This is a genomic window from Microbacterium sp. Mcb102 (assembly GCF_024519805.1).
GTDB lineage: Bacteria > Actinomycetota > Actinomycetes > Actinomycetales > Microbacteriaceae > Microbacterium.
The window spans coordinates 157,941-184,339 of record NZ_JALJRG010000004.1 but is presented as its reverse complement, the minus strand read 5'-3'; the positions used below and the strand labels follow the sequence as shown (position 1 = coordinate 184,339).

Below are 26,399 nucleotides of genomic sequence, written 5' to 3'. Positions count from 1 at the left end.
CCGATCGGACCAATATACAACTGGACCCGTCGTCGGTGTTCCCGAATGTGCGCGAGCGGGACGGCGGCGGTTCAGACCAACAGGTCGCTACCGTCGGCGAGACGACGCTCGGCTGCCGACTGGCCGCTGGCGAGGTGAGCGGGCACGATACGGCGGAGCGCCTCCGTGTCGCGTGCGGCCATCGCCTCGAGGATGATGCGGTGCTCTTCGGCCATGGCGAGCAGATCGTCGTGCTGCCCGAACAGCCACCGCAGCCGGGTGAGGAACACCGCGATGAGCTCCCCGAGCATCTCGTTCCCCGCGAGTTCGACCGCGACCTCGTGGAATTCGGCCGCCGCGATCCGCGCAGCCTCCGAGTCCTGGGCCGTGGCCGCCGCGAACTCGCGCTCGTAGGCGGCTCTGATCCGGGCGATACCCGCCTCATCGTGACGCTCGGCGGCGAAGACGAAGATGAGCGTCTCGATGGCCTCACGGACCTCGGCGAAATCCTGGATGTCGCGGCGGGTGAACTCGCGCACGACCGCCCAGGTGCGGGGGCGTGCGACGACGACCCCTTCGGCCACGAGGGTGCGGATGGCCTCGCGGACCGGGAGGCGGGAGACGCTCAACTCGGCCGCGATGTCGCGTTCGACCAGACGCGACCCGGGCGCACGTCGGCCCAGCACGATGTCGTCGCGCAAGATGCGCGTGACCCTGACCGATTCGAGTTCGCCGCTTGTCCCCATAGCCCCCGCCATCTGGGCATTCTCGCATCACGGGCCGGGTTACTCAACTTTTGGTATCCCAACACGCCCGGGATGCCTCGGTCCGGGACGAGCGCGCGAGACGCGGAAGGTCTCGGTCGCGCTCGCCCCGGAGACCTCAGGGGAGGCGGTTGGCGATCGCGATGTTCGCGGTCAGCTCGTCGGCGTTCTGCCGCACGACGTACGCCGGGCGATCACGCTCGACCCGCCACGACTCGCTCAGCGGCCCGACGTTGACCGTGTCGAAGCCGGCCTCGTCGTAGAAGCGCGTCGCGAACGCGACGGCCTCGGCGTCGTCGCCGGCGGTGGCCAGCGCACGACGGTTCGGGGCTCCGGCCGGCTTGCCGTCGGTCGTGATCTCGGCCGCGAAGATGTGGTTGAACGCCTTGGCGATCTTCGAGTCCGGCAGCGCGCGCTGCACCAGCTCCGACGTCGTCGTCTCTCCCTTGTCGAGAGCCTCGATGTGGCCGTCGCGCTCGAAGTAGTAGTTGTTCGTGTCGAGCACGATCTTCCCGGCGAGCTCTGCGGCGGGGAGCGCGTCGATCGCGCGAAGCGGGACGGTCACGACCGCGACGTCCGCGGCTGCCGCGGCGTCTTCCGCCGTGGCGGCCTTCGCGCGGGGCCCGAGCTCCTTCACGAGGTCCGCGAGCGTCTCCGGACCGCGGGAGTTGGCGATCACGACGTCGTAGCCGTTCGCCACCGCGACCCGCGCGACCTGGCTGCCGATGTGTCCTGCACCGATGATTCCGAGAGTAGTCATGCTGGGGGCAACGTCGAGCACCGCGGACTATTCCCTTCGTGTCGGGCTGTGTCGTCCCGTGACCGAGGTCACAGTTCGCGTAGCAGCGTCTCTTCGGTCCGCCGGTAGCCGAGGCTCTCGTACAGCTCGACGGCAGCGGCGTTGAAGCCGAATACGTGCAGCCCGATCGAGTCGGCGCCGAGTCGTCGGGCCTCGCGTTCGGCAGCGTGCATCAGCTCGCGCCCGTACCCCTTGCGGCGCTGACCCGCGGCGACCTCGATGTCGAGCACGAACGCATGCGCATGTCCGTCGCGTTCGCGCATGCCGAGCCAGAGGATGCCGACCTCGACACCGTCGACGGTCGCCGTGAAGAGCTCCTGCCCCGGGGTGGCGAGTCCGTCCGGCAACTCCTCGACCAGCTGACGGTGCGACTCCGCCGCGGCGTCCTCCGGGGAGAACCGACCGGATGCCACGAGGTCCTGGGCGAATCCCTCTTCCGAAGCCGTGACGAAGCGGGGGAACCTCTCCGCGGTCATCGGCAGCACCTCCACGTGTGCGGCGACATCACGCGAGGGCAGCGGCTCGAGCACCATCTGGATCGACGCGACCGTGAAGCCGCGATCGTCGACCAGCGCGTGACCCGCCGCATCCTGCGGGAGCAGCGGCACACTGATCTGCGTGGCGCCCATGTCGTGCGCGATGGTGAGGATCCGCGCGACCAGCTCGTCGTTCTGAGTGCCGGTCAGCTCGGTCTCGACGGCGAGGTCGAGGAGGAACAGCTTCGTGCCGGCGAGCACCAGCCACAGGGTGCCGAGCTCGCGCCGACCCTCGTCGAGGATCCGCATGACCCGTGCCGTCGGCGTCGCCGCCCCGTGCGGCAGCAGCTCGTCGAAGTATTCATCGGCGAACGCGACCGCATCATCCCCGACACGCCTCCCCGATGCGCGGTTGCCGTCGATGAGGCGCTGTCTGGCCGCGCCTCGCCACTCGTCGAAGCGTCCAGCGGGCAGGGGCTTCAGATGCACGGGCATGCATCCATCCTGCACCTCAGCTGCGGGTGAGCGCGTCCTCGGCGGCGACCCAGGCCAGCATGGCGCACTTGACCCGCGCCACGTACTTCGACACCCCGCCGAGGGCCGCGGCATCGCCGAGCAGCTCCTCGTCGGGCTCGATCTTGCCGCGGGAGCGCATCGCCTCTCGGAACGCCGCGATACGCACCTCGAGGTCTTCGACGCTGAGTCCTTCGGCGAGCTCGGCGAGGAGCGAGGCGGAGGCCTGCGAGATCGCGCATCCATGGCCCTCCCACGCGATCGCCTCGACGCCCCCGTCGGGACCACGGTGCACCTGCAGCGTGATCTCGTCGCCGCAGGTCGGGTTGAGCTGGTGCGACTGCGCCGGGATCTCGTCACGCAGCCCGTAGCCGTGCGGGGTGCGCGAGTGATCCAGGATCAGCTCCTGATACAGGTTCTGCAGGTCGCTCATGCGCCCCTCCGGAAGAAGTCGATCGCTCCGGCAACGCCCTCGATCACGGCGTCCACCTCGGCCTCTGTCGTGTACAGGTAGGTGCTCGCCCTGGTGGACGAGGTGACGCCGAGGCGTCGGTGCAACGGCTGGGCGCAGTGGTGTCCGACCCGCACGGCGATGCCGAGGTCGTCGAGGAACTGCCCGACGTCGTGCGAGTGGATGCCGGCGACGTCGAAGCTCGCGAGCCCCACGCGCGGCAGGTCGATCCCGGCACCGAGCACGCGGACCCCGTCGATCGCGCTCAGCCCGTCGACGAGCCGACGCCCGAACGCGGCCTCATGCGCGGCGATGCGCGGCATCCCCACCTCGGTCAGGTAGTCCACGGCCGCGGCGAGCGCGATGGCCTGCGACACCCGCTGCGTGCCGGCCTCGAACCGCTGCGGCGGCGGCAGGTACTCGGCTTCGGTCGTGGTGACGGTGGTGATCATCGAGCCGCCGGTGAGGAACGGGGGCATCGCGGCCAGGACCTCGCGCCGACCGTAGAGCACCCCGATGCCGGTGGGACCGAGCATCTTGTGCCCGGACAGCACGGCGAAGTCGACGTCGAGCGCGCGCACGTCGAGCGGCAGGTGCGGTGCCGACTGGCAGGCGTCGAGCAGCGTCAGAGCGCCGATCTCGCGGGCGAGCGCGACCAGGCGCTCGACCGGATTGATCACGCCGAGCACGTTAGAGACGTGCGTGAACGCCACGAGCTTCGTCCGCGCGGTGATGAGCTCGGCGGCGGCGTCGAGGCGCAAGGCACCGTCGTCGTCGAGCGGGATCACCTTCAGCGTCGCGCCGGTGCGGGCCGCGAGCTCCTGCCACGGGATGAGGTTCGCGTGGTGCTCCATCTCGGTCGTGACGATCTCGTCGCCCTCGCGCAACCGGAGCCGCTGAGCAGCCGCTCCCCCGCGCCCGAGCGACGCGTTCGACAGCGAGTAGGCGACGAGGTTGATCGCCTCGGTCGCGTTCGAGGTCCAGACGACCTCGTCGTCGTCGGCCCCGATGAAGCGGGCGAGCGTGCCGCGAGCATCCTCGAAAAGCTCGGTGGCCTCGGCGGCCAGCGTGTGCGCCCCGCGGTGCACTGCCGAGTTCATGGTGATCGAGAACTCGCGCTCGGCATCCAGCACGGCCGACGGACGCTGCGAGGTCGCGCCCGAGTCGAGGTACACGAGCGGATGCCCCTGCACCTGCGTGTGCAGGATCGGGAAGTCCTCGCGGATACGCCGCACCTCGGCCTCGCTCAGAGGGGCGATCACGTCGACACCGGAAGAAACGCTCATCGCTCCAGTTTCCCACCTGCGAGCCCGGGGTGGGCCCGCGGGTCAGCGACCGTCGAGCGTCTTCGCGTCGGCGACCTCGTCGTAGCGGTCCTGCGCGTCGAGCACGTCCTCCACGTGGGACTCCGCCCAGACCTGCAGCGCCTGGAGCGGTTCATGCAGGCTTCGGCCGAGCGGGGTGAGCAGGTAGCGCGAATGGCCGTCGTCGCCGACCGCTCGCTCCAGCATGCCGTCGCGTTCGAGGGCACGGAGCGTGTCGACGAGCACCTTCTTCGTGATCCCATCCATCCGGTGGTGCAGCTCGCCGAAGCGCAGCGGCTGCTCGTGCAGGAGGACCACGATCATCGCGGTCCACTTGTTCGCGATGCGGGCGAGCGACGCCCGAGACGGACAGCTGGCGGAGAACACCGTCCACGTGCGCGACATGCGCTGCTCCTCCCGGTGACGTTGAAGTAACCGCGCCCTCGGCGAGACGCTGGATGCTCCAGAGTACCGACCACACGAGAAGGAGCATCATGTCGGCGATCGACGTTGTAGGACAGTACGGTGCGGCCCTGGCCGCGGGAGACATGGGGGCACTGGCGGCCACCTTCCATCCGGATGCCGTGTGGCACCAGCCCGGCGCCAACCAGGCATCCGGCGACCACGTCGGCCCCGACGCGATCCTCGCCCACCTCGGCCGCTTCATGGAACTCAGCGGCGGCACGTTCGTGCTCGAGACCGACTCGGCGACGGAGGCCGGCGACCTCGTCTCCGCCACCGTGCGCTTCCGTGCGCAGCGCGCCGGACACGATGACCTCGACCAGCACGGCGTCGACGTCTTCCGCATCGCGGGCGACCGCATCGCCGAAGTCTGGCTCATCAGCGAGGACCAGGAGGCGGAGGACCGCTTCTGGGGTCAGGGCTGACCGACCGGCGTCGGGCGGTCGCACTCTCGACCGCTCGACGCCCGCGCCCCTAGGCTCGACCCATGATCGCCCCGGACACGCTGCTCGCCTTCGTCGTCGCGGCGTTCGTCATGGTCGTGATCCCCGGTCCGACCGTGCTGTTCACGATCGGCCGGGCCATGGCTCTCGGGCGGATGGGCGGGTTCCTCAGCATCCTCGGCACGGCGATCGGCTCGATCGTGCTGGTCGTCGCGGTCGCGCTCGGCGTCGGCACGATCATCGCCCAGTCGGCCGTGCTGTTCACCGTCGTCAAGGTGCTCGGCGCCGGCTACCTGATCTTCCTCGGCATCCAGGCCATCCGGCACCGGAAGGATGCGGCGCGCGCGATGATCGCCGCTCCGGCGCGGCGCTCGGGGTGGCGGCTGCTCACCGAGGGCTTCGTCGTGGGAGTCACCAATCCGAAGTCCATCGCGTTCTTCCTCGCGATCCTGCCGCAGTTCGTCGATCTGCACGCGGGTTCCGTCCCCGCGCAGCTCTTCCTGCTCGGAGTGATCGTCGTCGTCATCGGCGTGACGTGCGATGCCGTCTGGGTGCTCCTCGCCAGCGCCGCCCGCGACTGGTTCGGCCGCTCACCTCGCCGCATCGAGGCGATGGGTGCCACCGGCGGCGGACTCATGATCGCGCTCGGGGCGTTCCTGCTGGTCTGGAGCGAGAAGCCCGCGACCGCGTGAGCGCCCGGCGCGACCCTGCTCACATGCGAGCGAAGCGCGCCCGGGCGATGCAGAAGACTCCGTAGATCGCGAAGCCCGCGCCGACCGCTCCCAGGACGAGTCCGCCGAGAGGCAGCTCCAGCAGACTGTGGAGCGCGGCATCGAGCCCCGCGCCCTTCTCCGGATCCTGCGTGACCGCGGCGACCACGAACAGCACGCCGGTCACGCCCACCGCGATGCCCTTGCCGAAGTAGCCGATCACCCCGAGCGTCACGATGCCACCGCGTGCGACTCCCGTCGGCAGATCGAGCAGCTTCTCGAAGCCGCGCGTGAAGCCGCCCACGACGAAGCCGATCCCCACGCCGACCACCGACAGTCCGATGACGACGAGCAGGGCGACGCCGCCCGGAGCGGAAAGCACCACGGAGCTGAGGGTCTTCGACGCCGTCTCCGAGTCGGCGTTGCCACCCAGCGCGTAGATGAGGGCCATGCCCGCGACCACGAGGTAGGCGAGGGCGATGCCGAAGAGCTTGACGCGCTGCCCCCACTTCTTCGTCTCGGCGGGGTCGGCGGCGAGGAACGCACTCGCGATCTGCCACACGGCCAGAGCGATCAGCCCCGTGGCGACGAGCACGAGCAGCAATCCGCCGACCGGGTTGTTCCGGATCTGCTCCATCGCCCCGTCCTGGTCGGCGTCGCCCGAGGCCCCCGCGGCGATGGTGATGGCGATCGCGCCGATGATGACGTGGATCAGGCCGAGGACGACGAACCCGACACGGGCGATGCGGCGGAAGGCGGTGGACCCCTTGGCGACGCGCGCAGCGTGCTTGACCGTGCTCATCATTGAAGGGTATCGCCGGCAGCGGACGCGGTGGAGGGGCTTGCTTTCCCGGCGCCTCTCGGCATCAGACGCTCGAAGACACCGGCTGCCGGAGAATGGTGCGCAGCTTCGCCGGGTCGGTGCGACGCAGGTCGCTCAGGTAGATCTCATGATGCAGACCGCTCATCGTCAGACCGTGCTCGGGGATGAAGCGGTGATGCAGGTCGTCGAGGACCGGCCCCTCATCGTCGAACGGACCGACGTGCAGAGTCTGCACGCTCATCCCCTCGTCGAGGGTCTCCAGCCGCACGGAGCCGAGTGCGGGCACCGGCTCCTTCTTCTTCGCCGCTCTCTGCGCCACGGACTCCACCGCGTCGGCGAACATCGAAGACGTGATGTGGTCGCCGACCATGATCATCAGCGTCCACTGCCAGGCGGACTTGTCGCGATGAGTGGTGAACGACTCCATGTCCGATGCGTGCCAGAGCCCTTCGAGGGGCATCACGACCGTGTCGATGCCGAGCTCGTCGCGGCTCGCGAACTTGAGCGTGTAGGCCAGGGGGAACAGAGCCGAGACGGCCTCCGCATAGGCCGGGGAGGTGTTCGGGTCTCCGGCGCCGTCGATCATCAGGTACTGCATCGGCGGCACCTCGACGATGCGGAACTCACCGCGCTTCGCCCGATACGCGTCGAGGGTCTTCTTGGGGTCGATCGCCGCCATGACGTGCCTCCCTGGTTCCGTGCGCCCAGTGTGACACGGGGCGCGGACGCTGGCCTTGCTCCGCCCTAGTTAGCTTCGAGTCTCGAAGGTAACTCCCGGATTTCCCACCTTGCGACGACAAAACTCCGGCCATCGGGGAAGAAATCCCCACTCGATGAGGCCTAGTCTCAATCATCACGAAACGATCACGTTCGCTTGACTTCGAGTCTCGAACTCAAGAAAGTGATCCGAGGCGGATCCCGAATGGCCGGGACGCCCACCCTCCGGACTTCGGCCGGAGGACGCATTGCACAGCAAAGGAGCTCGGAATGAAGAAGAAGTACGCACTCGCGGCCCTCGGTCTCGCGGGAGTCCTCGCCCTCGCCGGTTGCGGCGGCGGAGGAGCCGGCTCCGCGGGCGGCGGCGAGAAGGCTTCCGGCGACAAGGGCGACCTGCTGATCGGCGTGTCCATGCCGACGCAGACCTCCGAGCGCTGGATCGCCGACGGCACCGCCGTGCAGGAGGGGCTGGAGAAGGCCGGCTATCAGGTCGAGCTGCAGTACGCCGGCGACGACATCCCGACGCAGGGCCAGCAGATCGACCAGATGATCACCAAGGGGGCGGATCTCCTGGTCATCGCCGCGATCGACGGCACCGCTCTGTCGTCGCAGCTCGACGCCGCTGCGGCAGCGAAGATCCCGGTCATCTCCTACGACCGCCTCATCCGCGACAGCGAGAACGTCGACTTCTACGTGACGTTCGACAACTACAAGGTCGGCGTGCAGCAGGCCACCTCGCTGCTGGTCGGCCTCGGCGTGCTCGATCAGGACGGCAAGGACACCGGAGAGAAGGGCCCGTTCAACATCGAGCTCTTCGCCGGCTCTCTCGACGACAACAACGCCCACTTCTTCTGGCAGGGGGCGATGGACACGCTGCAGCCTTACATCGACGAGGGCGTGCTCACGGTGCCGTCGGGGCAGACCGACATCGAGCAGGCGGCGATCCTGCGCTGGCAGCAGGAGACCGCGCAGAAGCGCATGGAGGATCTGCTCACCTCGACGTACGGCGGCGGCACGAAGCTCGACGGCGTGCTCTCCCCCTACGACGGGATCTCCCGCGGCATCATCACGGCACTCCAGGGCACCGGCGGTCTCGGCGCCACCATCGCCGACGGTCTCCCGATCGTCACCGGACAGGATGCGGAGATCGGCTCCATCAGCCTGATCGACCAGGGCGTGCAGTTCTCGTCCATCTTCAAGGACACGCGCAAGCTCGCCGAGCAGTCGGTCGTGGTGGCGGAGGACATGCTCGAGGGCGAGGAGCCCGAGGCGAACGACACGGAGACCTACGACAACGGTGTGAAGGTCGTGCCGTCGTACCTCCTGCAGTCGGACATCGTCTACAAGGACAACATCACCTCGCTGCTGGTCGACTCGGGCTACTGGACCCAGGCCGAGGTCGACGCCGGCGTCGCCGAGTAGTCATCGCTCCGGGGCGTGACGTCGACACGGCGTCACGCCCCTCTCGACGGAAAGGAGCCGGTTCATGACGACACCGGTACTGCAGATGCGGGAGATCGAGAAGAGCTTTCCCGGCGTCAAGGCGCTCCAGGGCGTCGACCTCGATGTCCGCCGCGGCGAGATCCACGCGATCTGCGGCGAGAACGGCGCGGGGAAGTCCACCCTCATGAAGGTGCTGTCGGGTGTCTACCCGCACGGGGCGTACGAAGGGGAGATCGTCTACGAGGGTGAAGAGGCGAAGTTCGGATCCATCAGCGACTCCGAGCACGTCGGCATCGTGATCATCCATCAGGAGCTCGCGCTGATCCCCTACCTCAGCGTCGCGGAGAACATCTTCCTCGGCAACGAGCGTCGGGGAGCGGGCGGACTCATCGACTGGGACCGCGCGAACTCCGAGGCCTCGCAACTGCTCGCCCAGGTCGGTCTCGACGAGAACCCCGCCACGCCGGTCGGCCAGCTCGGCGTGGGCAAGCAGCAGCTCGTCGAGATCGCGAAGGCACTGTCGAAGAACGTGCGCCTGCTCATCCTCGACGAGCCGACCGCCGCGCTCAACGACACCGACTCGGCGCACCTGCTCGACCTGCTCCGGCGCCTGCGCGACGGCGGGATGACATCGATCATCATCTCGCACAAGCTCAACGAGATCGACGCGATCGCCGACCGCACGACGATCCTCCGCGACGGCCGGTCCATCGAGACGCTCGACATGAGCGACCCGGCCTCGACGCAGGACCGGATCATCCGCGGCATGGTCGGGCGCGACCTCGCCCACCGCTTCCCGGAGCGGGTGCCGGAGCTCGGCGAGGAGGTGCTGCGGATCGAGAACTGGACCGTGCATCACCCGACCCAGCCGGGACGGATCATGGTCGACGACGCCTCCCTCACCGTGCGCGCGGGAGAGGTCGTGGGCATCGCCGGGCTGATGGGCGCCGGACGCACGGAGCTCGCCATGAGCGTCTTCGGCCGCACCTACGGGCGCAACGCGAAGGGGCGAGTCCTCGTCCGCGGCAAAGAGGTCGACACGTCGACCACGAGCGCCGCCATCCGCGCCGGGATCGCGTACGCGACCGAGGACCGGAAGAAGTTCGGGCTGAACCTCATCGACGACATCCGCCACAACATCACCCTCGCGTCGCTGCGGATGATCAGCCCCGGCGGCTGGATCGACGCGAACCGGGAACTCCGGATCGCAGAGCAGTACCGCGCCGAGATGAACATCAAGACGCCCAGTGTGCTCCAGCTCGTGGGCAACCTCTCCGGCGGCAACCAGCAGAAGGTCGTGCTCAGCAAGTGGATCCAGACGGAGCCCGACGTGCTGATCCTCGATGAGCCGACCCGCGGTATCGACATCGGCGCCAAGTACGAGATCTACACGATCATCAACCGCCTGGTCGCGGCGGGGAAGGGCGTGCTCGTCATCTCGTCCGAGTTGCCCGAGCTGCTGGGCATCTGCGACCGCATCTACACCCTGGCCTTCGGCAGGATCACCGGCGAGCTGCCGGCCGCCGAGGCCACCCAGGAGAACCTCATGCAACTCATGACTGTCGAAAGGACGGCCGAACGATGACCGGCGTCACCAACCTGTTGAGCCTCGCCACGCGCAACCTGCGCCAGAGCGGCATCCTCGTCGCCTTCATCGCGATCGTGGCCTTCTTCGCCATCCTGAACCCGACGTTCCTCTCCCCGGGGAACCTCACGAACATCGTTTTGCAGTACTCCTACATCCTGATCCTCGCGATCGGCATGGTGATCGTCATCATCGCCGGTCACATCGACCTCTCGGTCGGCTCGGTCGTCGCCCTCACGGGTGCCACCGCCGCGGTCCTCGTGATCCGGATGCAGCTGCCCTGGTGGGTCGGCGTCATCGCCGCGCTGGTGGTCGGCCTCCTGGTCGGCGCGTGGCAGGGTTTCTGGGTGGCATTCGTCGGCATCCCGGCGTTCATCGTGACGCTCGCCGGCATGCTGCTCTTCCGCGGCCTGACCTTCATCGTGCTGGGCAACGTCTCGCTGTCGCCCTTCGGCGGCACCTACTACTCGATAGCCAACGGATTCTTCAACGGACTCTTCGGCGGCTACGGGGTCGACGTGTTCACCCTCGTGATCTTCGCCATCGGCGTGGGCGGCTATGCCGTGTGGCAGGTGCGCAGCCGACGCTCGAAGGTCGCACACCAGCAGTCGGTCGAGGCGCTGGGCTGGTTCATCCTGAAGATCGCCCTGATCGCCGCCGTCGTGATGTGGTTCGGCTACCAGCTGTCCACCAGCCGCGGTCTCCCGTTCGTGCTGATCCTCCTGGCGGTGCTGATCATCGCCTACTCCGTCATCACGCAGAAGAGCGTATTCGGGCGTCACGTCTACGCGATCGGCGGCAACCTGCACGCGGCCCTGCTGAGCGGCGTCAACGTGCGCCGCGTCAACTTCTGGATCTTCGTGAACATGGGACTGCTCGCCGGTGTCGCCGGAGTCGTCTTCTCCTCGCGCACGAACGGCGCGCAGCCGGGGGCGGGGAACATGTTCGAGCTCGACGCGATCGCCGCCTGCTTCATCGGCGGCGCCGCGGTCACCGGTGGCGTGGGGCGCGTCGGTGGGGCGATCGTCGGCGGTCTGATCATGGCGGTGATGAGCAACGGCATGCAGCTCATGGGTCTCGACCAGGCGACACAGCAGGTCGTGAAGGGCCTGGTGCTCCTGATCGCCGTGGCCTTCGACGTCTGGAACAAGCGTCGGGCGGGTGCCGCCCGCTGACCCCGGCGGTGCCGATCCCACGCGATATGCTCCCGCTATGAGCAGATGGTCGAGCGGTTCCCAGTCGGGATTGCGCGAGGCCAACACGGCCAAGATCGTCGACGCGGTCAAGCGCTTCGGCGGGCTCACCCAGGTCGAGCTCGCCGAAGCGACCACCCTGTCGACGGCGACGGTGTCGGCGATCGTGAAGGAGCTGTCGCTCTCGGGTCTGGTGGAGACCCATCCGACCTCGCGGAGTGGCCGTCGCGCACAGCTCGTCACCATCGCCCGGCGTGCCGGGCTGGTGGCCGCCGTGCACATCGGAAGCCGCAGCATGCGGGTGCGTCTCAACGACGTCGGGCAGTCCGTGCTCGCCGACCGGTCGATGCCGCTGCCGGCCGACCACGCCGAGGACACGGTGCTCGATCGCATCACGCTCCTCATCATCGAGATGCTGGACATGATCGCGGCGCAGGCCGACGAGCTGATCGGCCTCTGCATCGCGATTCCGGCGCCGATCGACCCCGACACCGGTCTGGTCGCCTATCCGGGCGTCATGAGGCGGTGGGAATCGCAGCCCATCGCCGCGGTCGTCGAACAGCGCCTCGGATGCCCGGTGCTGGTCGAGAAGGACGCCAACCTCGCCGCGCTCGCCGAGGCGACGCTCGGCACGGCACGGGATGTCTCGGACAGCCTGTTCATCAACGCCTCGTACACGACGAGCGCCGGCGTGATCATCGATTCGCGGCTCTACCGCGGACGCGGGGGCACGGCGGGTGAGATCGGACACGTGCAGGTCGACCCCGCCGGATCCATCTGTCCGTGCGGGCAGCGTGGCTGCCTCGAAACCGTCGTCGGAGCCGAGGCCGTCACGGCACCGCTGCGGGCCGCCTACGGCCAGGTCACCTTCAAGGACGTCATCGCCCGCGCCGCCGCCGGCGACCCCGGCTGCGCGCGGGTGGTCTCCGATGCGGGCGCGACGCTCGGCCGCGTGGTCGCGGGTGTCTGTCAGACGCTCGACCCCGAGATCATCACGATCGGCGGCGAGCTCACCGACGCCGGCCCGGTCTTCCTGCTGCCGTTCGGCGCCGCCCTGCGCGAGCACGCGCCGCAGCGCCGCGCTCCTCGCCGCGAACCGATCCCCGCGTCGTTCGGCAAGGACACGGTGCTCGTCGGCGCGACCATCCACATCCTGCAGTCGACCGATCCGTCCCAGCTTCTCGAGGGCCGCTCATGACTCTCTCGGCGTCGCAGGCGGAGCCGCTGCTCACCCTGCGCGGCATCACGAAGCGCTTCGGTGCCGTCGAGGCGCTCACCGACGTCGATTTCACGGTGAACGCGCGCGAGGTGGTCGGCCTCGTCGGCGACAACGCCGCCGGCAAGTCGACGCTGGCGAAGGTCATCGCGGGTGCTCTCACCCCGACCTCCGGCGAGATCCGCATCAACGGCGAGCGCGTCGACATCTCCTCCCCCGCCGAGGCGAACCGACTCGGCATCGCGACGGTCTTCCAGGACCTCGCCGTCTGCGAGAACCTCGACGTGACGGCCAACGTCTTCCTCGGACGCGAGCTGCGCACCTCCAAAGGCATGCTGCGCGAGGGCGAGATGGAGAACGCGACGCGGCAGGCGCTGACCGATCTGGCCGCCAACATCCCGTCGACCCGCACGCCGCTCAACTCCCTGTCCGGTGGCCAGCGACAGGCCGTGGCGATCGCGCGCACCCTCATCAGCCAGCCCCGGCTGGTCGTGCTCGATGAGCCGACCGCTTCGCTCAGCGTCGCGCAGACCGCCGACGTGCTCACCCATATCGAGCAGCTCCGCGAGCTCGGGCTGGGCGTCGTGTTCATCAGTCACAACATCGCCGACGTGCAGGCGGTGTCCGACCGTGTCGAGGTGCTGCGGCACGGCCGCAACAACGGCAGCTTCTCCAGCCAGGACGCCGCCTACTCCGATCTCATCGCCGCGATCATCGGTACCTATCGCCCGCCCAGGAAGGGCGATGCCCCGCGCTGATCGACGTCGACGCGGGGCATCGGGTGTTCAGCCCTGTTCGACGGGCAGCCAGAGCTCGCACGACGCGAAGTCGCCGGTGAACTCGAGGTAGCGCACGATCGAGGGGCCGGGCCGCAGCCGCCACGGGTTCGACGGGAACCACTCGGTCGCCGTGGCCGCCCACAGGTTCTGCAGGGTCGCCGGGAACGGACCCCGCGCGGCGAAGACCGCCCAGGATCCTTCGTCGAGGCGCAAGGAATCGAGGTCGTCGGGCACCGCGGTGGTGTCCTGCAGCGCGACGCCGTGCAGGTATGTGAGCAGCGTGCCCTCTGCAGCATCCGGCTCGATGTCGGCGGTGATCGCGAGGATCCCGGCCGGTTCGGCGTCGGCGAGTGCCTTGAGGCGCGCGTGCTCCTCGGGCGCGATCGCGGCGATGTGCGCCTGGATGTGCGGGTTGACGCCCTCGTGGATGAGCGGGACCTCGGCGGCGTGACCGGCGAGGACGAACGCGGGACGGTGGGTGATGGTGACGTCCATCGGGGTGCTCCCTTCGACGCTCAGGCGGAACCGGAGCGTGGGTTGTGTACGGAGAGGACCCCCGTCTCGGCGCGCGTCGGCCGGCCCGATGCCGTGCACCGCACGGAAGGCGCGACCGAAAGCCTCGACCGAGCCGTAGCCGTGGCGCACCGCCACATCGAGCAGGCTCGAGGCGCCGGCTGCGAGTTCCGCGCCGGCGAGCGTCATGCGACGGCGCCGCACGTACTCCGAGAGCGGCATGCCGGCCAGCGCCGAGAACATCCGCCGCAGGTGGTATTCGGTCGTGCCGTGCTCGCGTGCGAACCCGGCGACGTCGATCTCGTCGGAGCGGGTGGCTTCAACGAGATCGACCAGGGCGTTGAGCGTTCCGATCATGAGGTCCTCCTTTCCCCACCATCGTCGCCGCGCCCCGACCATCGGCACCCGACTTCTCCGGTCGGATGCGATCGGCTCGCCGTCAGAGTTCGACGGGCGGCGCCGGCTCGTTCTCGGCGGCCTCGGGATGACGGGCGAGATTCACTATCGCGGCGACGAGGCCGCCCCAGATCGTGACCATGGCGATGATCATCATGACGATCGCTGTCGTGGTCATGCTCGTTCTCCTTTCTCCGGCGTCGCGACGATCGGAACAGCCGACGTCTCCGCATCCGGCTCGTACTGCTCCTCGGCCAGGAACTCGTCGTACTCCGGGTCGTCCTTCGCGTGCGAGCGTCCGCTCCACGGCAGCGCCGACAGCAGCAGCGCCAGCACGACGAGGGCGATCACCATGCCCCAGCCGAAGATCGCGAGGAACCACCCCGGATACCCGCTGTACGGCTCATTGATCTTCGTCATGAGCTCGCTGACGAGCAGGTAACCGAGCACCAGCGGCGCGAGCACGCCGACGAGCAGCTTCCAGAGCAGTCCGACCCGGAAGCTGGAGCGGCGGTTGAGGTGCTCGACGAACACCGGGAGCTTGTGCAGCAGCCACGCCACGATGATCACCGCCACCAGCGCGACGGCCATGATGCCGAACGCATTGACGAAGGCATCCGCCGTATCGAGCACCGACAAAGCCGTGGTCGTCGAGAAGAGCGCCATCGAGACGATCGCGAGCGGGATGGCCACCGTGAGCGTCGTGCGCACGCGCGCCCAGCCCAGCTTGTCCTGCAGCGCGGCGACGATCACTTCGAGGATCGAGATGAGTGAGGTGACCCCCGCGAACACGAGCGCGCCGAAGAACAGCACGCCGATGATCGAGCCCCCGGTGGCCTGCGAGACGATCGTCGGGAAGGCGATGAATGCCAACCCGATGCCCGAGGACGCGACGCCGGCGACCTCGGTCCCCTGTGCCTGCGCCATGAACCCGAGTGCGGCGAAGACGCCGATACCGGCGAGGATCTCGAAGCCGGAGTTGGCGAAAGCCACGACCAGCCCGGATCCGGTGAGGTCGGTCTTGCGCTTCAGATAGGAGGAATAGGTCACCATGATGCCGAAGGCGACCGACAGCGAGAAGAAGATGTGCCCATAGGCGGAGGCCCAGACGCCCGGGTCGGCGAGCGCCTCCCAGTTCGGGGTGAAGAACGCGTTCAGACCTTCCATCGCACCGGGGAGGAAGAGCGACTGCACCACGAGGATCGCGAACATCACGGTGAGCAACGGCATCAGGATCATGTTCGCGCGGCCGATGCCGCGCTTCACGCCGAGCGCCATGATCACGATCACGATCAGCCAGACCACGACCAGGGGGATGCCGACCTGCGGCACGAACTCGGTCGAGACCCCGACCTCCGCGACGTCCGCCGACCGCAGGAAGTCGATGAAGAAGAAGTCGTTCTCGTTCCCCGGCCCCCAGGTGAGCTGGGCCGAGAACCAGGTGTACATGGCCGCCCACGCGATGATCACCGCGTAGTACACCGCGATAACGACGCAGATCAGCACCTGCCACCAGCCGAGGGGCTCGGCCGCCCGGTGCATGCGGCGGAACGCCAGCGGCGCCGAACCGCGGAACCGGTGCCCGATCGCGTAGTCGAAGAACAGCAGCGGGATGCCCGCCGTCAGCAGCGCGCACAGATACGGGATGAGGAAGGCCCCACCGCCGCCCTCATAGGCGACATAGGGGAACCGCCAGATGTTCCCGAGGCCGACCGCAGATCCGATCGCCGACAGGATGAACACGTTCCGCGATCCGAAAGCCTCGCGTTTATGGGTCTGCGTCGATGCGGTGGCCATGCCGGTGAGACTACCGGAGGGCCACGACGAACGCAGCACACCTCGTCGGCGTCGCCCCGCACCCCTGGTGCCCCTTCACATTCGGCGTTCAGAATTTGTGAACCGCGATCACATACTCTCGAACGGTCGGGGGATCTCTGGGGAGAGCGAATAGCCATGAACGTGAACGACCTGCTCATCGGCGTACCCGGCGCGCTTCCGCCACTCCCGGACGGGGAGAATCCGTTCCTGACGGATGATGCGCTGGTGGGCTCCCAGATCACCCGCATCCTCGTCGATGTGCTCGGGGGAACCGTCGGTGTCCTCCTGGAGCTGGGACAATCGACACGTCTGCGCGGCACCACCGCGCTGCTGCGGGTGACCGGCGTGGTGCAGCAGAACTGGCGCAGCACGCCGACGGCGAACGAGTTCACCGCCTGGTCGATCTCCGGGCTGACCGTGCAGCAGCGCGATGACGAGTTCCACGTCGTGATCGACTGCTTCCCGGTCGGAGCCCTGCTGGTGGTGGGCGCTGCGGCCGACTTCACCCTTCTCCACGCAGTGGCGCCCGATGTCGCACCACCCGATGACCATTTCGACCCGCGCGCGCTGATCCGCTTCGGCATCGCGGACGAGTCGACGGAGGTCGAGCCCATCGGCAGCGCGCGCTCGGCGGGCGGCTGCTGCTGAGAGAAAGGGCAGCTGCTGCTGAGAGAAGAGGATCGATCCGCCGCGCTCTAGATGAGCGCGTCGGCGAGCTGCCGAAGTCCGTCGAATCGACCGTCGAACGTGTCTGACGGAGTCGGCGGGTCCCCCACCGGGCGTCGCACGTATACAGTCCGCATTCCCACCGCCTGCGCGCCCCGCAGATCCCAGGCATGGGCCGCGACCATCAGCACGCGCGAAGGATCACCGCCCGCAGCTTCCACCGCCAGAGCGTAGACCTCGGGGGCAGGCTTGTAGGCGCGGACGGCGTCCGCCGAGAGCGCCAGATCCCATTCCAGGCCGGCGTGCGCTCCCAGCCGATGCAGCGTCTTCGTCGTCGCATTCGACAGCCCGAGCACGCGGAACCTCTGCGCGAGTCGCGCGACACCGTCGGCGGAGTCGTCCCAGGGCGGAAGCCGCTCAGCCGCGGATGCCAGTCGATCGATGCGGGCCTGGTCGTCGAGCCCCGCCGCTTCAGCCACCCGCAGCGCTGCCTCGCGATCGAGGCTCTCGGTGTCGGCGTAGTCGCGTGCGCCTCGCCCGATGCGGGCCTGTTCGCGTTCGATGTGACCCTGCCAGACACCGAGCAGCTCGTCAGGGTCACGGGCAGCGCCCACCGCTTCGGCGATGGCGGTGCGAAGGCCGCGGGGTTCGTCGACGAGGGTGCCGAGCACGTCGAAGACAACGGTCGTGATGTCGCGGAACATGCTCTCGAGTCTGCCGTGAACGACAGACGACCGGGCCCGCAAGCGAAGAAAGAAAGTGCGGAGACGAGGGGATTTGAACCCCTGGTCCCCGTGAGGGGACTCCACCTTAGCAGGGTGGTGCACTCGGCCGGACTATGCGACGTCTCCGTGGATCCGACCCGAAGATCGGATGCACTCAGCCATCATAACGGGTTCGGCGGACAGTCTCGAACCGGGGCCGCGACTCCCGTTCCCGCCGACGCGCACTCGCCCTGAGAGGGGATGCGCCCCGGCGCTGGGATACTGGCCGCACATCATGGACGACGGCGTCCATCGCACCGAAGTGGAGTCGCCATGCCCCTGACAGAAGCGGTGGACGAGCAGCACGTCAGAGGTCGGCTCGGCCGCCGGTGGGATGACCGCGCTCTCGGGTACGGGATCGTCCTCATCCTGCTCATCGTGTCGTACGGCCTGTGCGCGATACAGCCCAGCACCGACCCGAGCCCGTGGGCCTTCCTCCCCATGCTTGCGACGGTCGCCATGGTCTTTCATGTGACCCGGGCCCGACGCATGGTGCAGCGGGTCTCCTGGGTCGTGCTCTCCGTCGCCGGGGTCACCGCCGTCATCGCCGACCTGTTCGGACTCGAAGGACCATTGCTCGCCATCCCACTCTCGGCCGCGTCGATGATCGCACTGCTCGTCGCCCCGTGGGTCGTCATCGCCCACCAGGTGACCCGGCGCGGCCTCAATCTGGAGGCGCTGCTGGCGGCGATCACCGCCTACATCCTCGTCGGCATGTTCTTCGCCTTCGTGTACAACCTGATGTCGCAGATCTCGGTGGATCCGCTGTTCGGCGAGGCAAGCCTCGACTCGCTCGGCAATCAGCTGTTCTTCTCCTTCACGGCGCTCACGACGACCGGTTACGGAAATCTCGTGCCGGTCGGTACCGGCGGCCAGGCGGTGGCCATCGCCGAGGGCATCACCGGTCAGCTGTTCCTGATCACGGCGGTCGCGCGGATCATGCGGGGAGCGAGCGCGAAGCGCGCCACGACCAGCGACGCCTGAGAGCGAGCCGGTCCGTCCCCGCGCCCCTCGCCCGAAAAGGGTGACGTGCACCACGTCGAGTCCGTCATGCGCTGCCACGATGAGCGATGCGACGCCGCCCGCACCCGACCCCGGGGATCCGCCCCGGTCACCCGGATCCCGCGCCGTCATCACACGGGTGCGAGGTGCGACATGGCCGGTGACCGAAACGCCGACGGGCGCGACGACGTCGCAGCGCCGGATGCGGTGGCGCCGGAGTTCGTCCTCAGACGCAACCGCGGACGCGACGCGCGCACCCGCGCGCCCCGCTCGCGGCAGGGCCCCTGGCACCCGTCTGCTGACCGCCCCGACCCGGTCGCGCTTCTCGAGGGGCAGGCCACGACCCGGGATCTCGACATCGTGCCGCTGCGATACGAGCGGATGTCCGCGTCGCCCTTCGCCTTCTTCCGCGGGTCCGCATTGCTCATGGCCTCGGACCTCGCCACCGCCGCGCACACCGGCATCACCGTGCAGCTGTGCGGCGACGCCCATCTGTCGAACTTCGGCCTGTTCGGCACCCCGGAGCGTCGACTGATCTTCGACATGAACGATTTCGACGAGACGTTCCCTGGGCCGTTCGAGTGGGATCTCAAACGGCTGGCGACGAGCTTCGCGGTGGCCGGGCGGCAGCGCGGCTTCTCGACGGAGGAGATCGACGCCTGCGTCCGCGCGTCGATCGTCGGGTACCGGAAGGCGATGCGGCGGGCCGCCGATGCCCACGTCCTCGACGCCTGGTACGACCGGTTCGACGCCGACGGCGCACGCCGTCGGATCCGGGCGGAGCGCGACCGCGGAAGAGCCGAGGACGAGACCGTCGCGCGGCTCGATGCCGCCATCAAGAAGGCGCGCAAGCGCGACCGGATGAGATCGTTCGCGAAACTCGTGCACGTGCAGGACGGACAGCTGCGGATCATCCCGAACCCACCACTGGTGACGCCGGTCGAAGATCTCCTCCCCGGAGCCGTTCAGGATCTCGACGAGGTCGGCATCATGCGCGATCTCCTCGCGGCATATCAGGACACGCTGCCGGGCGATCGGCATCCGATCTCCGAGTACCGCTACCGGCACATGGCCAGGACGGTCAGCGGGATCGGCAGCGTCGGCACGCGCGCCTGGATCATCCTCCTCAGCGGCAGAGACGACGGAGATCCCCTGCTGCTGCAGGCGAAGACCGCACCGCCGTCGGTGCTCGAACGGTTCCTCGGCCCTGGCACGCACGACAGCGAGGGAGAACGGGTCGTGCGCGGGCAACGGCTCATGCAGGCAGCCAGCGACCTCTTCCTCGGCTGGCAGCGGGTGACCGGCACCGACGGCGTCACGCGCGACTTCTACGTGCGTCAGCTCCACGACTGGAAGGGCGGAATCGATCCGGAGACGATGACCCCGAGAGGGGCCGCGCTCTACGCGCGCATCTGCGGCGAGACCCTCGCACGCGGGCACGCGAGGAGCGGAGACCGGCTCGAGATCGCCGGTTACCTCGGTCGGGGCCGGGCGTTCGAAGAGGCGATCTGCGCGTTCGCCGACGCCTACGCCGATCAGAACGAGGAGGACTACGCGGCGTTCCTCGCTGCCCGCGCCTCCGGGGGACTGCCGACCATGGGCACCGGGGAGCCGGGACGGTGAGCGCGTCCGCACGGACAGCGAGATCCCGCGTCGAGCAACGGCGCCCCGATCTGCTCTTCAGCGGGGCATCCGGATATGCGGTCGTCGCCGCCCTGGTCGTCGTGTCGTATGCGCTGTGCGCCGCGCAGCGTGGCCCCAACCCGAGCCCGTGGGCCTTCCTGGTGACCCTCATGACGGTCGCCGTGGTCTTCCGGGTCACCGCCGCGCCCCGCATGGTGCAGCACGTGGCGTGGGTGATCCTGTCGGCCGCCGGGGTGGCCACGATCGTGGCGACGCTCCTCAGCGCGAGCGGCCACATCCTCGACATCGCGTTCTCCGCGGCGACGATGATCGCGCTGCTCGCATCCCCCGTCGCTATCATCGGGGACCAGGTGAAGCGCCGCGGGCTCAATGCCGAGGCACTGCTGGCCGCCGCCACCGCCTATGTGCTGGTCGGTCTCTTCTTCACCTTCGTCTTCAACCTGCTCTCCCTCGTCTCCCCCGAGCCGATGTTCGGCGGCCCCGACGACGACTCCCTCGCCAACCAGCTCTTCTTCTCCTTCACGACGCTCACGACGACCGGCTACGGCAATCTCGTTCCCGCGAATGCGGCGTCTCAGGCGGTCGCCGTCGCCGAGGCGATCACCGGTCAGCTGTTCCTCATCACAGCCGTCGCGCGCATCATGCGCGGCGCCGGCACGATCGCCGCCGCCCCCGCTGCACCGTCGAAGGAGTCGTCATGAAGAGATGGGGCGTCATCGCCGTCCTCGGATCCGCCCAGTTCGTGATGGTCCTCGACGGCACCGTGATGAACGTGTCGATCTCGACGGTGGTGTCCGACCTCGACACCACCGTCGCCGCGATGCAGGGGGCCATCACCTTCTACACGCTCACGATGGCCGCGTTCATGCTGCTGGGGGCGAAGCTCGGCGATGTGTGGGGGCGCCGCAGAGCGTTCGTTATCGGGTCGTGCGTCTACGCCGCCGGCTCGCTGATCACGGCAGTGAGTCCGAACGTGCAGTTCCTGTTCCTCGGCTGGTCGATCGTCGAGGGGCTCGGCGCCGTGCTCGTCATCCCGGCGATCGCGGCGCTCGTCGCGGACAACTACGGCGGTCGCGAGCGGATCACGGCGTTCGCGATCATCGGCGCCGTGTCGGGCGCGGCCGTCGCGGCCGGACCCCTGATCGGTGGATTCGTGACGACGTACCTCGACTGGCGCTATGTCTTCGTTGCTGAGGTCTTCATCATGATCGGCGTCGTGCTGTGCGCACGGATCGTCACGGATCCGACCCCGAGGCAGAGTGTGCGCATCGACATCCTCAGCGTCGCGCTGTCGTCCGTCGGACTCGTCACGGTCGTGTTCGGGATGCTGCAGAGCAAGACCTGGGGGTGGGTCCTGCCGCTCAACCCTCCCGAGATCGGCGGAGTCTCCGTCGCTCCGCTCGGCATCTCCCCCGCCGCCTGGCTCATCGTGCTCGGGCTCGTGCTGCTCGCGCTGTTCCTCTCCCGGCAGCGGAGCCTCGAGCGCGCGGGACGGGCGCCCCTCGTGCACGTGGGGATGTTCTCGATCACCGCCCTCCGCAGCGGACTGTCGGTGCTCGGCGCGCAGTACACCGTGACGGCCGGCCTGTTCTTCATGGTGCCGGTGTACCTGCAGATGACGCTCGGTCTCGACGCATTGGAGACCGGCATCCGGATCTTCCCGCTGTCGATCGCCCTCGTGCTGTTCTCCATCGTCGGCACCCGGCTCTCGCGCATGCTGTCGCCGCGGACGATCGTGCGGATCGGTCAACTGGTGCTCGTCGTCAGCGCGCTCATCCTGCTCGGCTCCGCCACCAGCGATCTGCGCAGCGGATTCTTCGCCACCGGGATGTTCCTCGCCGGCGCCGCGCTCGGGCTGCTCGCCTCGCAGCTCGGCAACGTGAACATGTCGAGTGTGACCGAGAAGGAGACGAGCGAGGTCGGCGGCCTGCAGGGAGTGTTCCAGAACCTCGGCTCGTCGCTGGGAACGGCGCTCATCGGCTCGATCCTCATCGGCGCGCTGTCGACGTCGTTCGCCTCGGGGGTGGCGGCGAGCGATCTGCCCGACGCCACGAAGACGACCGTGGCGACCGCGACAGAGCACGGCGTCACGATCGTCCCCGCCGCGGACGTCACCGCCATCGCCGAGGACGCGGGTCTGAGCGACGCGGATGCCGACACCCTAGCGACCGTCTATCGCGACTCGCAGCTGTCGTCGCTGCGCATCGCGTTCTTCGGGCTGATCCTGATCAGCCTCCTCTCGCTCCTCTTCTCGAAGGGGATACCGAGCGCGAAGGACGTGCATCGACCCCGCCGGGAGACGACGGCCTGAGGCCAGAGCGGGCGCGAGGAGGGGCCATCCGCAAGGATGAACACCATGACGACCGTCTCCGCGCCGCGCATCGAACACCACCGGGAGCCACTCGGCATCGGCGAATCGCGCCCGCGACTGAGCTGGACGCTCAGCGACGCTCCCGCCGACTGGAAACAGCAGTCCTATGCGGTGACCGTTGTCCACGCCGACGACGACGAGACCGTCGAGGTCGCCTCCTCCGAGCAGGTGCTGGTCCCCTGGCCGGGCCGCGCGCTGGAGTCCCGCGAACGCGTCGCCGTACGCGTTTCGGTGCAGGGCGATGACGGCGGCTGGTCCGATCCGAGCCCGGAGACGTCGTTGGAGACGGGTCTGCTGCACCCGGAGGACTGGTCCGCGCGGCCGGTCGGGCTGGAGCTCGACGAGAACCCGGAGAGCGATGCCCGCCGGGCGACGCTGGTGCGGCGGGGATTCCGTGTCGACGGCGAGATCGCCCGCGCGCGGCTGTACGCCACCGCGCACGGCCTCTACGACGCCGAGATCAACGGCATCCGCGTCGGCTCCGACACCCTCTCCCCGGGCTGGACGGTCTATCGCGAGCGACTCCGCTACTACACGTACGACGTGACGGACCTGCTGCGCAACGGCGAGAACGCGCTCGGAGCCTGGCTCGGCGACGGCTGGTACCGAGGTCGACTCGGTTGGCGGGGCGGTCGCCGCAACATCTTCGGCGGGGACCTGTCGTTCCTCGGCCAGCTGGAGATCACCTACACCGACGGAACACGTCAGACCCTCTCGACGGACGACGCCTGGAAGGGCGCGCCCTCCCCCATCCTCCGTTCCGGCATCTACGACGGGGAGGACCACGACGCGCGACAGGAGGTGCCGGCCTGGTCGACCGCCGCCTTCGACGACGGTGGCTGGATGCCGGTCACCGTGCGCGATCGCGACCCGCGCACGCTCGTGGCGCCGACCGGACCACCCGTCCGAGTGACCGAAGACGTCGCGCCCCTCGCCGTGCTCACCTCACCGAGCGGGGCACGCATCCTCGACTTCGGTCAGAACCTGGTCGGACGGGTGCGTATCCGCGTCACGGGGCCGCGGGGTTCGACCGTCACGCTCCGCACATCCGAGGTGCTGCAGGAGGGCGAGATCTACACGCGTCCTCTGCGCAGCGCCCGCTCCACCGACCACTACACGCTGGCCGGGCGCCCCGACGGTGAGGAGTGGGAGCCGCGCTTCACGTTCCACGGCTTCCGCTACGTCGAGATCGACGGCTGGCCGGGCGACCTCGATGCGGATGCCGCCGCCGGCGCGCTCACCGCGCGCGTGCTGCACACCGACCTCGAGCGCACCGGCTGGTTCGCCTGCTCGGACCCGCTGGTCGAGCAGCTGCACCGCAACGTCGTCTGGGGCATGCGGGGCAACTTCCTCGACATCCCGACCGACTGTCCGCAGCGCGACGAGCGCGTGGGGTGGACGGGCGACATCCAGGTGTTCGGCCCGACCGCGTCGACACTGTTCGACGTCTCGGGGATGCTCTCCGGCTGGCTCCGCGATGTGGAGGCGGACCAGTTGCCCGACGGCACCGTCCCCTGGTTCGTCCCCGTCGTCCCCACACACAAGGTGTGGGATCCGATCCGGCCCGGCGCCGCCTGGGGTGATGTCGCGACGCTGCTGCCCTGGACGCTCCATCAGCGGTTCGGCGACGTCGGCGTGCTCGCCGCCCAGTTCGAGAGTGCCCGGCGATGGGTCGACAAGGTGGAGTCCACCGCCGGTCCTGATCGGCTGTGGAACGAAGGCTTCCAGCTGGGCGATTGGCTCGACCCCGCAGCTCCTCCGCAGGATCCGGGCGCGGGGCGTACGGACCGCTACCTGGTGGCGACCGCCTATTTCGCGCGATCGGCGCGCGCCGTCGCCGACATGGCTCGCGTGCTCGACCGCTCAGCGGATGCGGACCGGTACGCCGCTCTCGCCGCGGAGGTCGCGGCAGCCTTCCGTGCCGCGTATGTGAAGCCCGACGGCACGATGACCTCGGATGCTCAGACCGCGTACGCCCTCGCGATCGCGTTCGATCTGCTCCCTGACCCTGCCCAGCGCGCGAAAGCGGGTGACCGTCTCGCCGAACTCGTCCATGCCGACGGCAACCGCATCGCGACGGGCTTCGTCGGCACTCCCCTCGTCTGCGACGCCCTCACCCTCACCGGCCACGTCGACACCGCGTACGACCTACTGCTCGAGAAGGACTGCCCGTCATGGTTGTATCAGGTCGTGCACGGCGCGACCACGATCTGGGAGAGGTGGGATGCCCTGCTTCCGGACGGCACCGTCAACCCGGGGAGCATGACCTCGTTCAATCACTACGCGCTGGGCGCGGTGGCCGACTGGCTCCACCGCAGTGTCGCCGGGCTCGCCCCCGCCGACCCCGGCTACCGACGCATCCGGTTCGCGCCCCGACCAGGGGGCGGGCTGACTCATGCGTCGGCGACTCAGCTCACCCCGTACGGCGAGGCGTCGATCTCGTGGCGCATCGAGCACGACGAGCTGCAGGTCGACCTCGTCGTTCCCGTCGGAGCGACCGCCGAACTCGACCTTCCGGGCCAGGACGCGGAGGAGCTCGGGCACGGCTCACATACGCGCTCGGTGCCGCTGTCGGGGTGACCGCCGGTCGCCGACAGGCGGGTCAGCCGGCGGTCGACTGCCGCACGATCAGCTCGGGGCGGAACCGCACCCGGCGCTCATACCTGCTCAGGCGGTCGAGCTGGCGAGCCGCTTCACATGATTCTCCGGATTATGCTTGCGGATCACCGAACCGGCTGAGTCAGCGTTCTTCACGATCGTGCCCTGCCGCTTGACCTGCACTTCGATCACGCCGGCGCGAGCCAACCGCTGGAGGGACTCCAGAGAGGGGGTGACGTCGCCGCGCTCCAGACGGGCGACGTGGGGCTGCTTCCAGCCGAGCCGGCGCGCAAACTCCGTCTGCGACAGGCGGTGCTCCTCACGGTAGCGAACGACAGCGACGCTGACGTCGTCGGCGAGCTTGGTGCGGGCCGCTTCGGCGGCGTACTCCGGATCCGATGCTCGGCGAGCATCGCGGACAGCCTGGTGGTCCTGAAGGTCCGACAAGTTCATGATGATCCCTTCGTCACGGTGATCTGGTTGAGTCTTCTCACGGCGTCCTCGCAGGCCCTCTTGAAGCCTTTGGGGTTGCTCTCGGCTTCCGGTCCGTACGCCCCTATGACGAAGGTGTCGCCGATTTGCCGGTAGAACGCCCGCACAGGGCTTCGTCCAGCGCGGGGACGGAGTTCTCGGAGTTTCTGAGTGTTCTTGACATCGCTGGTATGCGGATATCCGAGGCTGGCCCCCACGACGCGGAGCTTTGCCACGGCGTTATCGATGGCGACGGCCTCTCGGGCGTTCAAAGCCGAATACTCCGAGGTCGCCTCTGGATGATCGACAACTTTCCACACACTCGAAGTATAACACGGACGTTATAGGTTCGATCATTGTTGACGATGTTCGCGAGGTAGCAGGAGCACGTGCGCGATCCACTCCCCAGTCGGCTGACCGCCGGGGCTGCCTGAAGGTCAGCCGGCGGTCGACTGCCGCACGATCAGCTCGGGGCGGAACCGCACCCGGCGCTCATACT

Annotated in this window: 27 protein-coding genes and 1 tRNA gene; 13 read left to right on the top strand and 15 right to left on the bottom strand. The window is 68.6% G+C overall.

Features of this window, described 5'->3' with window-relative positions:
• Positions 1–71: 71 nt before the first annotated feature.
• The 6 genes from OC372_RS12200 to OC372_RS12175 form a co-directional block, all read right to left on the bottom strand.
• On the bottom strand, positions 72–737 hold the full coding sequence (locus OC372_RS12200) for a GntR family transcriptional regulator (protein ID WP_105711077.1): 666 nt from the start codon (positions 735–737) through the stop codon (positions 72–74).
• Between the two features lie 124 nt (positions 738–861).
• Entirely contained in the window at positions 862–1,503 is a 642-nt protein-coding gene (locus tag OC372_RS12195) for an NADPH-dependent F420 reductase (RefSeq protein ID WP_262002213.1), read from the bottom strand.
• A gap of 68 nt (positions 1,504–1,571) precedes the next feature.
• On the bottom strand, positions 1,572–2,513 hold the full coding sequence (locus tag OC372_RS12190; RefSeq protein WP_262002212.1) for a GNAT family N-acetyltransferase: 942 nt from the start codon (positions 2,511–2,513) through the stop codon (positions 1,572–1,574).
• Between the two features lie 16 nt (positions 2,514–2,529).
• On the bottom strand, positions 2,530–2,964 hold the full coding sequence (sufU, locus tag OC372_RS12185) for a Fe-S cluster assembly sulfur transfer protein SufU (RefSeq protein ID WP_105711074.1): 435 nt from the start codon (positions 2,962–2,964) through the stop codon (positions 2,530–2,532).
• Positions 2,961–4,268, bottom strand: coding sequence for an aminotransferase class V-fold PLP-dependent enzyme (locus tag OC372_RS12180; protein WP_262002211.1), 1,308 nt, complete (start codon positions 4,266–4,268; stop codon positions 2,961–2,963). The genes sufU and OC372_RS12180 overlap by 4 nt, the downstream gene beginning before the upstream one ends.
• A gap of 42 nt (positions 4,269–4,310) precedes the next feature.
• Positions 4,311–4,691, bottom strand: a complete 381-nt coding sequence (locus tag OC372_RS12175; protein WP_029263772.1) for a winged helix-turn-helix transcriptional regulator — start codon at positions 4,689–4,691, stop codon at positions 4,311–4,313.
• 89 nt (positions 4,692–4,780) lie between these two features.
• On the opposite strand from OC372_RS12175, the gene OC372_RS12170 reads away from it, so the two are divergent.
• A complete protein-coding gene (locus OC372_RS12170; protein ID WP_029263771.1) occupies positions 4,781–5,173 on the top strand; it encodes a nuclear transport factor 2 family protein in 393 nt (130 codons plus the stop codon).
• A 62-nt stretch (positions 5,174–5,235) separates the two neighbouring features.
• Positions 5,236–5,883, top strand: coding sequence for a LysE family translocator (locus tag OC372_RS12165; RefSeq protein ID WP_029263770.1), 648 nt, complete (start codon positions 5,236–5,238; stop codon positions 5,881–5,883).
• 19 nt (positions 5,884–5,902) lie between these two features.
• Here the strand turns inward: OC372_RS12165 and OC372_RS12160 are convergent, their stop codons facing one another.
• Positions 5,903–6,703, bottom strand: coding sequence for a DUF1206 domain-containing protein (locus tag OC372_RS12160; RefSeq protein ID WP_091035920.1), 801 nt, complete (start codon positions 6,701–6,703; stop codon positions 5,903–5,905).
• Positions 6,704–6,767: 64 nt separating this feature from the next.
• Entirely contained in the window at positions 6,768–7,403 is a 636-nt protein-coding gene (locus OC372_RS12155; protein WP_262002210.1) for a GyrI-like domain-containing protein, read from the bottom strand.
• A 308-nt stretch (positions 7,404–7,711) separates the two neighbouring features.
• On the opposite strand from OC372_RS12155, the gene chvE reads away from it, so the two are divergent.
• From chvE to OC372_RS12130, 5 genes are all read left to right on the top strand, one after another.
• The gene (gene chvE, locus OC372_RS12150; RefSeq protein WP_105711070.1) at positions 7,712–8,863 is read left to right on the top strand and encodes a multiple monosaccharide ABC transporter substrate-binding protein; all 1,152 of its coding nucleotides are present in this window, start codon (positions 7,712–7,714) and stop codon (positions 8,861–8,863) included.
• Positions 8,864–8,927: 64 nt separating this feature from the next.
• A complete protein-coding gene (gene mmsA, locus OC372_RS12145; RefSeq protein ID WP_029263766.1) occupies positions 8,928–10,469 on the top strand; it encodes a multiple monosaccharide ABC transporter ATP-binding protein in 1,542 nt (513 codons plus the stop codon).
• A complete protein-coding gene (gene mmsB / locus OC372_RS12140) occupies positions 10,466–11,644 on the top strand; it encodes a multiple monosaccharide ABC transporter permease (protein WP_029263765.1) in 1,179 nt (392 codons plus the stop codon). Before mmsA ends, mmsB begins: the two co-directional genes overlap by 4 nt.
• Before the next feature lie 37 nt (positions 11,645–11,681).
• On the top strand, positions 11,682–12,860 hold the full coding sequence (locus OC372_RS12135) for an ROK family transcriptional regulator (RefSeq protein ID WP_262002209.1): 1,179 nt from the start codon (positions 11,682–11,684) through the stop codon (positions 12,858–12,860).
• Positions 12,857–13,636 (top strand): ATP-binding cassette domain-containing protein, encoded by a 780-nt coding sequence (locus OC372_RS12130; RefSeq protein WP_029263763.1) that lies wholly within the window; start codon positions 12,857–12,859, stop codon positions 13,634–13,636. The genes OC372_RS12135 and OC372_RS12130 overlap by 4 nt, the downstream gene beginning before the upstream one ends.
• A gap of 27 nt (positions 13,637–13,663) precedes the next feature.
• Here the strand turns inward: OC372_RS12130 and OC372_RS12125 are convergent, their stop codons facing one another.
• The 3 genes from OC372_RS12125 to OC372_RS12115 all read right to left on the bottom strand — a co-directional run bounded on the left by OC372_RS12125 (position 13,664) and on the right by OC372_RS12115 (position 16,363).
• Positions 13,664–14,527, bottom strand: coding sequence for a GyrI-like domain-containing protein (locus tag OC372_RS12125; RefSeq protein ID WP_262002208.1), 864 nt, complete (start codon positions 14,525–14,527; stop codon positions 13,664–13,666).
• Positions 14,528–14,609: 82 nt separating this feature from the next.
• Complete coding sequence (locus OC372_RS12120; protein WP_081859865.1) at positions 14,610–14,744, bottom strand: methionine/alanine import family NSS transporter small subunit; 135 nt, start codon at positions 14,742–14,744, stop codon at positions 14,610–14,612.
• Positions 14,741–16,363, bottom strand: coding sequence for a sodium-dependent transporter (locus tag OC372_RS12115; RefSeq protein ID WP_262002207.1), 1,623 nt, complete (start codon positions 16,361–16,363; stop codon positions 14,741–14,743). Before OC372_RS12115 ends, OC372_RS12120 begins: the two co-directional genes overlap by 4 nt.
• A 156-nt stretch (positions 16,364–16,519) precedes the next feature.
• Between OC372_RS12115 and OC372_RS12110 the strand changes: the two genes are divergently transcribed.
• The gene (locus OC372_RS12110) at positions 16,520–17,032 is read left to right on the top strand and encodes a hypothetical protein (RefSeq protein WP_262002206.1); all 513 of its coding nucleotides are present in this window, start codon (positions 16,520–16,522) and stop codon (positions 17,030–17,032) included.
• 47 nt (positions 17,033–17,079) lie between these two features.
• On the opposite strand, the gene OC372_RS12105 is transcribed toward OC372_RS12110, so the two are convergent.
• Both OC372_RS12105 and OC372_RS12100 read right to left on the bottom strand, forming a co-directional pair.
• A complete protein-coding gene (locus OC372_RS12105) occupies positions 17,080–17,754 on the bottom strand; it encodes a haloacid dehalogenase type II (protein ID WP_262002205.1) in 675 nt (224 codons plus the stop codon).
• 58 nt (positions 17,755–17,812) lie between these two features.
• A tRNA-Ser gene (locus tag OC372_RS12100) sits at positions 17,813–17,901 on the bottom strand.
• Between the two features lie 186 nt (positions 17,902–18,087).
• Between OC372_RS12100 and OC372_RS12095 the strand changes: the two genes are divergently transcribed.
• From OC372_RS12095 to OC372_RS12075, 5 genes are all read left to right on the top strand, one after another.
• Entirely contained in the window at positions 18,088–18,798 is a 711-nt protein-coding gene (locus tag OC372_RS12095) for a potassium channel family protein (protein WP_105711064.1), read from the top strand.
• 171 nt (positions 18,799–18,969) lie between these two features.
• On the top strand, positions 18,970–20,439 hold the full coding sequence (locus OC372_RS12090; RefSeq protein WP_262002204.1) for a DUF2252 domain-containing protein: 1,470 nt from the start codon (positions 18,970–18,972) through the stop codon (positions 20,437–20,439).
• Positions 20,436–21,161 carry an ion channel gene (locus tag OC372_RS12085; protein ID WP_262002203.1) on the top strand — a complete coding sequence of 242 codons (726 nt, stop codon included), beginning with the start codon at positions 20,436–20,438 and terminating at the stop codon, positions 21,159–21,161. Before OC372_RS12090 ends, OC372_RS12085 begins: the two co-directional genes overlap by 4 nt.
• A complete protein-coding gene (locus OC372_RS12080) occupies positions 21,158–22,771 on the top strand; it encodes an MFS transporter (protein WP_262002202.1) in 1,614 nt (537 codons plus the stop codon). Before OC372_RS12085 ends, OC372_RS12080 begins: the two co-directional genes overlap by 4 nt.
• 45 nt (positions 22,772–22,816) lie before the next feature.
• Positions 22,817–25,411 (top strand): alpha-L-rhamnosidase, encoded by a 2,595-nt coding sequence (locus OC372_RS12075; RefSeq protein ID WP_262002201.1) that lies wholly within the window; start codon positions 22,817–22,819, stop codon positions 25,409–25,411.
• Positions 25,412–25,498: 87 nt separating this feature from the next.
• Here the strand turns inward: OC372_RS12075 and OC372_RS12070 are convergent, their stop codons facing one another.
• Positions 25,499–25,882 carry a helix-turn-helix domain-containing protein gene (locus OC372_RS12070; RefSeq protein ID WP_105711059.1) on the bottom strand — a complete coding sequence of 128 codons (384 nt, stop codon included), beginning with the start codon at positions 25,880–25,882 and terminating at the stop codon, positions 25,499–25,501.
• Complete coding sequence (locus OC372_RS12065) at positions 25,879–26,220, bottom strand: type II toxin-antitoxin system RelE/ParE family toxin (RefSeq protein ID WP_262002200.1); 342 nt, start codon at positions 26,218–26,220, stop codon at positions 25,879–25,881. The genes OC372_RS12070 and OC372_RS12065 overlap by 4 nt, the downstream gene beginning before the upstream one ends.
• Between the last annotated feature and the right edge of the window lie 179 nt (positions 26,221–26,399).

What these genes read in the sequence shown, in the direction of transcription:
- OC372_RS12130 (WP_029263763.1), top strand. Translation starts at nt 12,857, where the DNA reads ATGACTCTCTCGGCGTCGCAGGCGGAGCCGCTGCTCACCCTGCGCGGC.
- OC372_RS12165 (WP_029263770.1), top strand. Translation starts at nt 5,236, where the DNA reads ATGATCGCCCCGGACACGCTGCTCGCCTTCGTCGTCGCGGCGTTCGTC.
- OC372_RS12195 (WP_262002213.1), bottom strand. Translation starts at nt 1,503, where the DNA reads ATGACTACTCTCGGAATCATCGGTGCAGGACACATCGGCAGCCAGGTC.
- OC372_RS12105 (WP_262002205.1), bottom strand. Translation starts at nt 17,754, where the DNA reads ATGTTCCGCGACATCACGACCGTTGTCTTCGACGTGCTCGGCACCCTC.
- OC372_RS12115 (WP_262002207.1), bottom strand. Translation starts at nt 16,363, where the DNA reads ATGGCCACCGCATCGACGCAGACCCATAAACGCGAGGCTTTCGGATCG.
- OC372_RS12160 (WP_091035920.1), bottom strand. Translation starts at nt 6,703, where the DNA reads ATGAGCACGGTCAAGCACGCTGCGCGCGTCGCCAAGGGGTCCACCGCC.
- OC372_RS12110 (WP_262002206.1), top strand. Translation starts at nt 16,520, where the DNA reads ATGAACGTGAACGACCTGCTCATCGGCGTACCCGGCGCGCTTCCGCCA.
- OC372_RS12180 (WP_262002211.1), bottom strand. Translation starts at nt 4,268, where the DNA reads ATGAGCGTTTCTTCCGGTGTCGACGTGATCGCCCCTCTGAGCGAGGCC.
- OC372_RS12075 (WP_262002201.1), top strand. Translation starts at nt 22,817, where the DNA reads ATGACGACCGTCTCCGCGCCGCGCATCGAACACCACCGGGAGCCACTC.
- OC372_RS12155 (WP_262002210.1), bottom strand. Translation starts at nt 7,403, where the DNA reads ATGGCGGCGATCGACCCCAAGAAGACCCTCGACGCGTATCGGGCGAAG.
- OC372_RS12120 (WP_081859865.1), bottom strand. Translation starts at nt 14,744, where the DNA reads ATGACCACGACAGCGATCGTCATGATGATCATCGCCATGGTCACGATC.
- OC372_RS12170 (WP_029263771.1), top strand. Translation starts at nt 4,781, where the DNA reads ATGTCGGCGATCGACGTTGTAGGACAGTACGGTGCGGCCCTGGCCGCG.
- OC372_RS12175 (WP_029263772.1), bottom strand. Translation starts at nt 4,691, where the DNA reads ATGTCGCGCACGTGGACGGTGTTCTCCGCCAGCTGTCCGTCTCGGGCG.
- chvE (WP_105711070.1), top strand. Translation starts at nt 7,712, where the DNA reads ATGAAGAAGAAGTACGCACTCGCGGCCCTCGGTCTCGCGGGAGTCCTC.
- mmsB (WP_029263765.1), top strand. Translation starts at nt 10,466, where the DNA reads ATGACCGGCGTCACCAACCTGTTGAGCCTCGCCACGCGCAACCTGCGC.
- OC372_RS12135 (WP_262002209.1), top strand. Translation starts at nt 11,682, where the DNA reads ATGAGCAGATGGTCGAGCGGTTCCCAGTCGGGATTGCGCGAGGCCAAC.
- OC372_RS12200 (WP_105711077.1), bottom strand. Translation starts at nt 737, where the DNA reads ATGGCGGGGGCTATGGGGACAAGCGGCGAACTCGAATCGGTCAGGGTC.
- mmsA (WP_029263766.1), top strand. Translation starts at nt 8,928, where the DNA reads ATGACGACACCGGTACTGCAGATGCGGGAGATCGAGAAGAGCTTTCCC.
- OC372_RS12125 (WP_262002208.1), bottom strand. Translation starts at nt 14,527, where the DNA reads ATGATCGGAACGCTCAACGCCCTGGTCGATCTCGTTGAAGCCACCCGC.
- OC372_RS12190 (WP_262002212.1), bottom strand. Translation starts at nt 2,513, where the DNA reads ATGCCCGTGCATCTGAAGCCCCTGCCCGCTGGACGCTTCGACGAGTGG.
- OC372_RS12095 (WP_105711064.1), top strand. Translation starts at nt 18,088, where the DNA reads ATGCCCCTGACAGAAGCGGTGGACGAGCAGCACGTCAGAGGTCGGCTC.
- sufU (WP_105711074.1), bottom strand. Translation starts at nt 2,964, where the DNA reads ATGAGCGACCTGCAGAACCTGTATCAGGAGCTGATCCTGGATCACTCG.
- OC372_RS12070 (WP_105711059.1), bottom strand. Translation starts at nt 25,882, where the DNA reads ATGAACTTGTCGGACCTTCAGGACCACCAGGCTGTCCGCGATGCTCGC.
- OC372_RS12090 (WP_262002204.1), top strand. Translation starts at nt 18,970, where the DNA reads ATGGCCGGTGACCGAAACGCCGACGGGCGCGACGACGTCGCAGCGCCG.
- OC372_RS12080 (WP_262002202.1), top strand. Translation starts at nt 21,158, where the DNA reads ATGAAGAGATGGGGCGTCATCGCCGTCCTCGGATCCGCCCAGTTCGTG.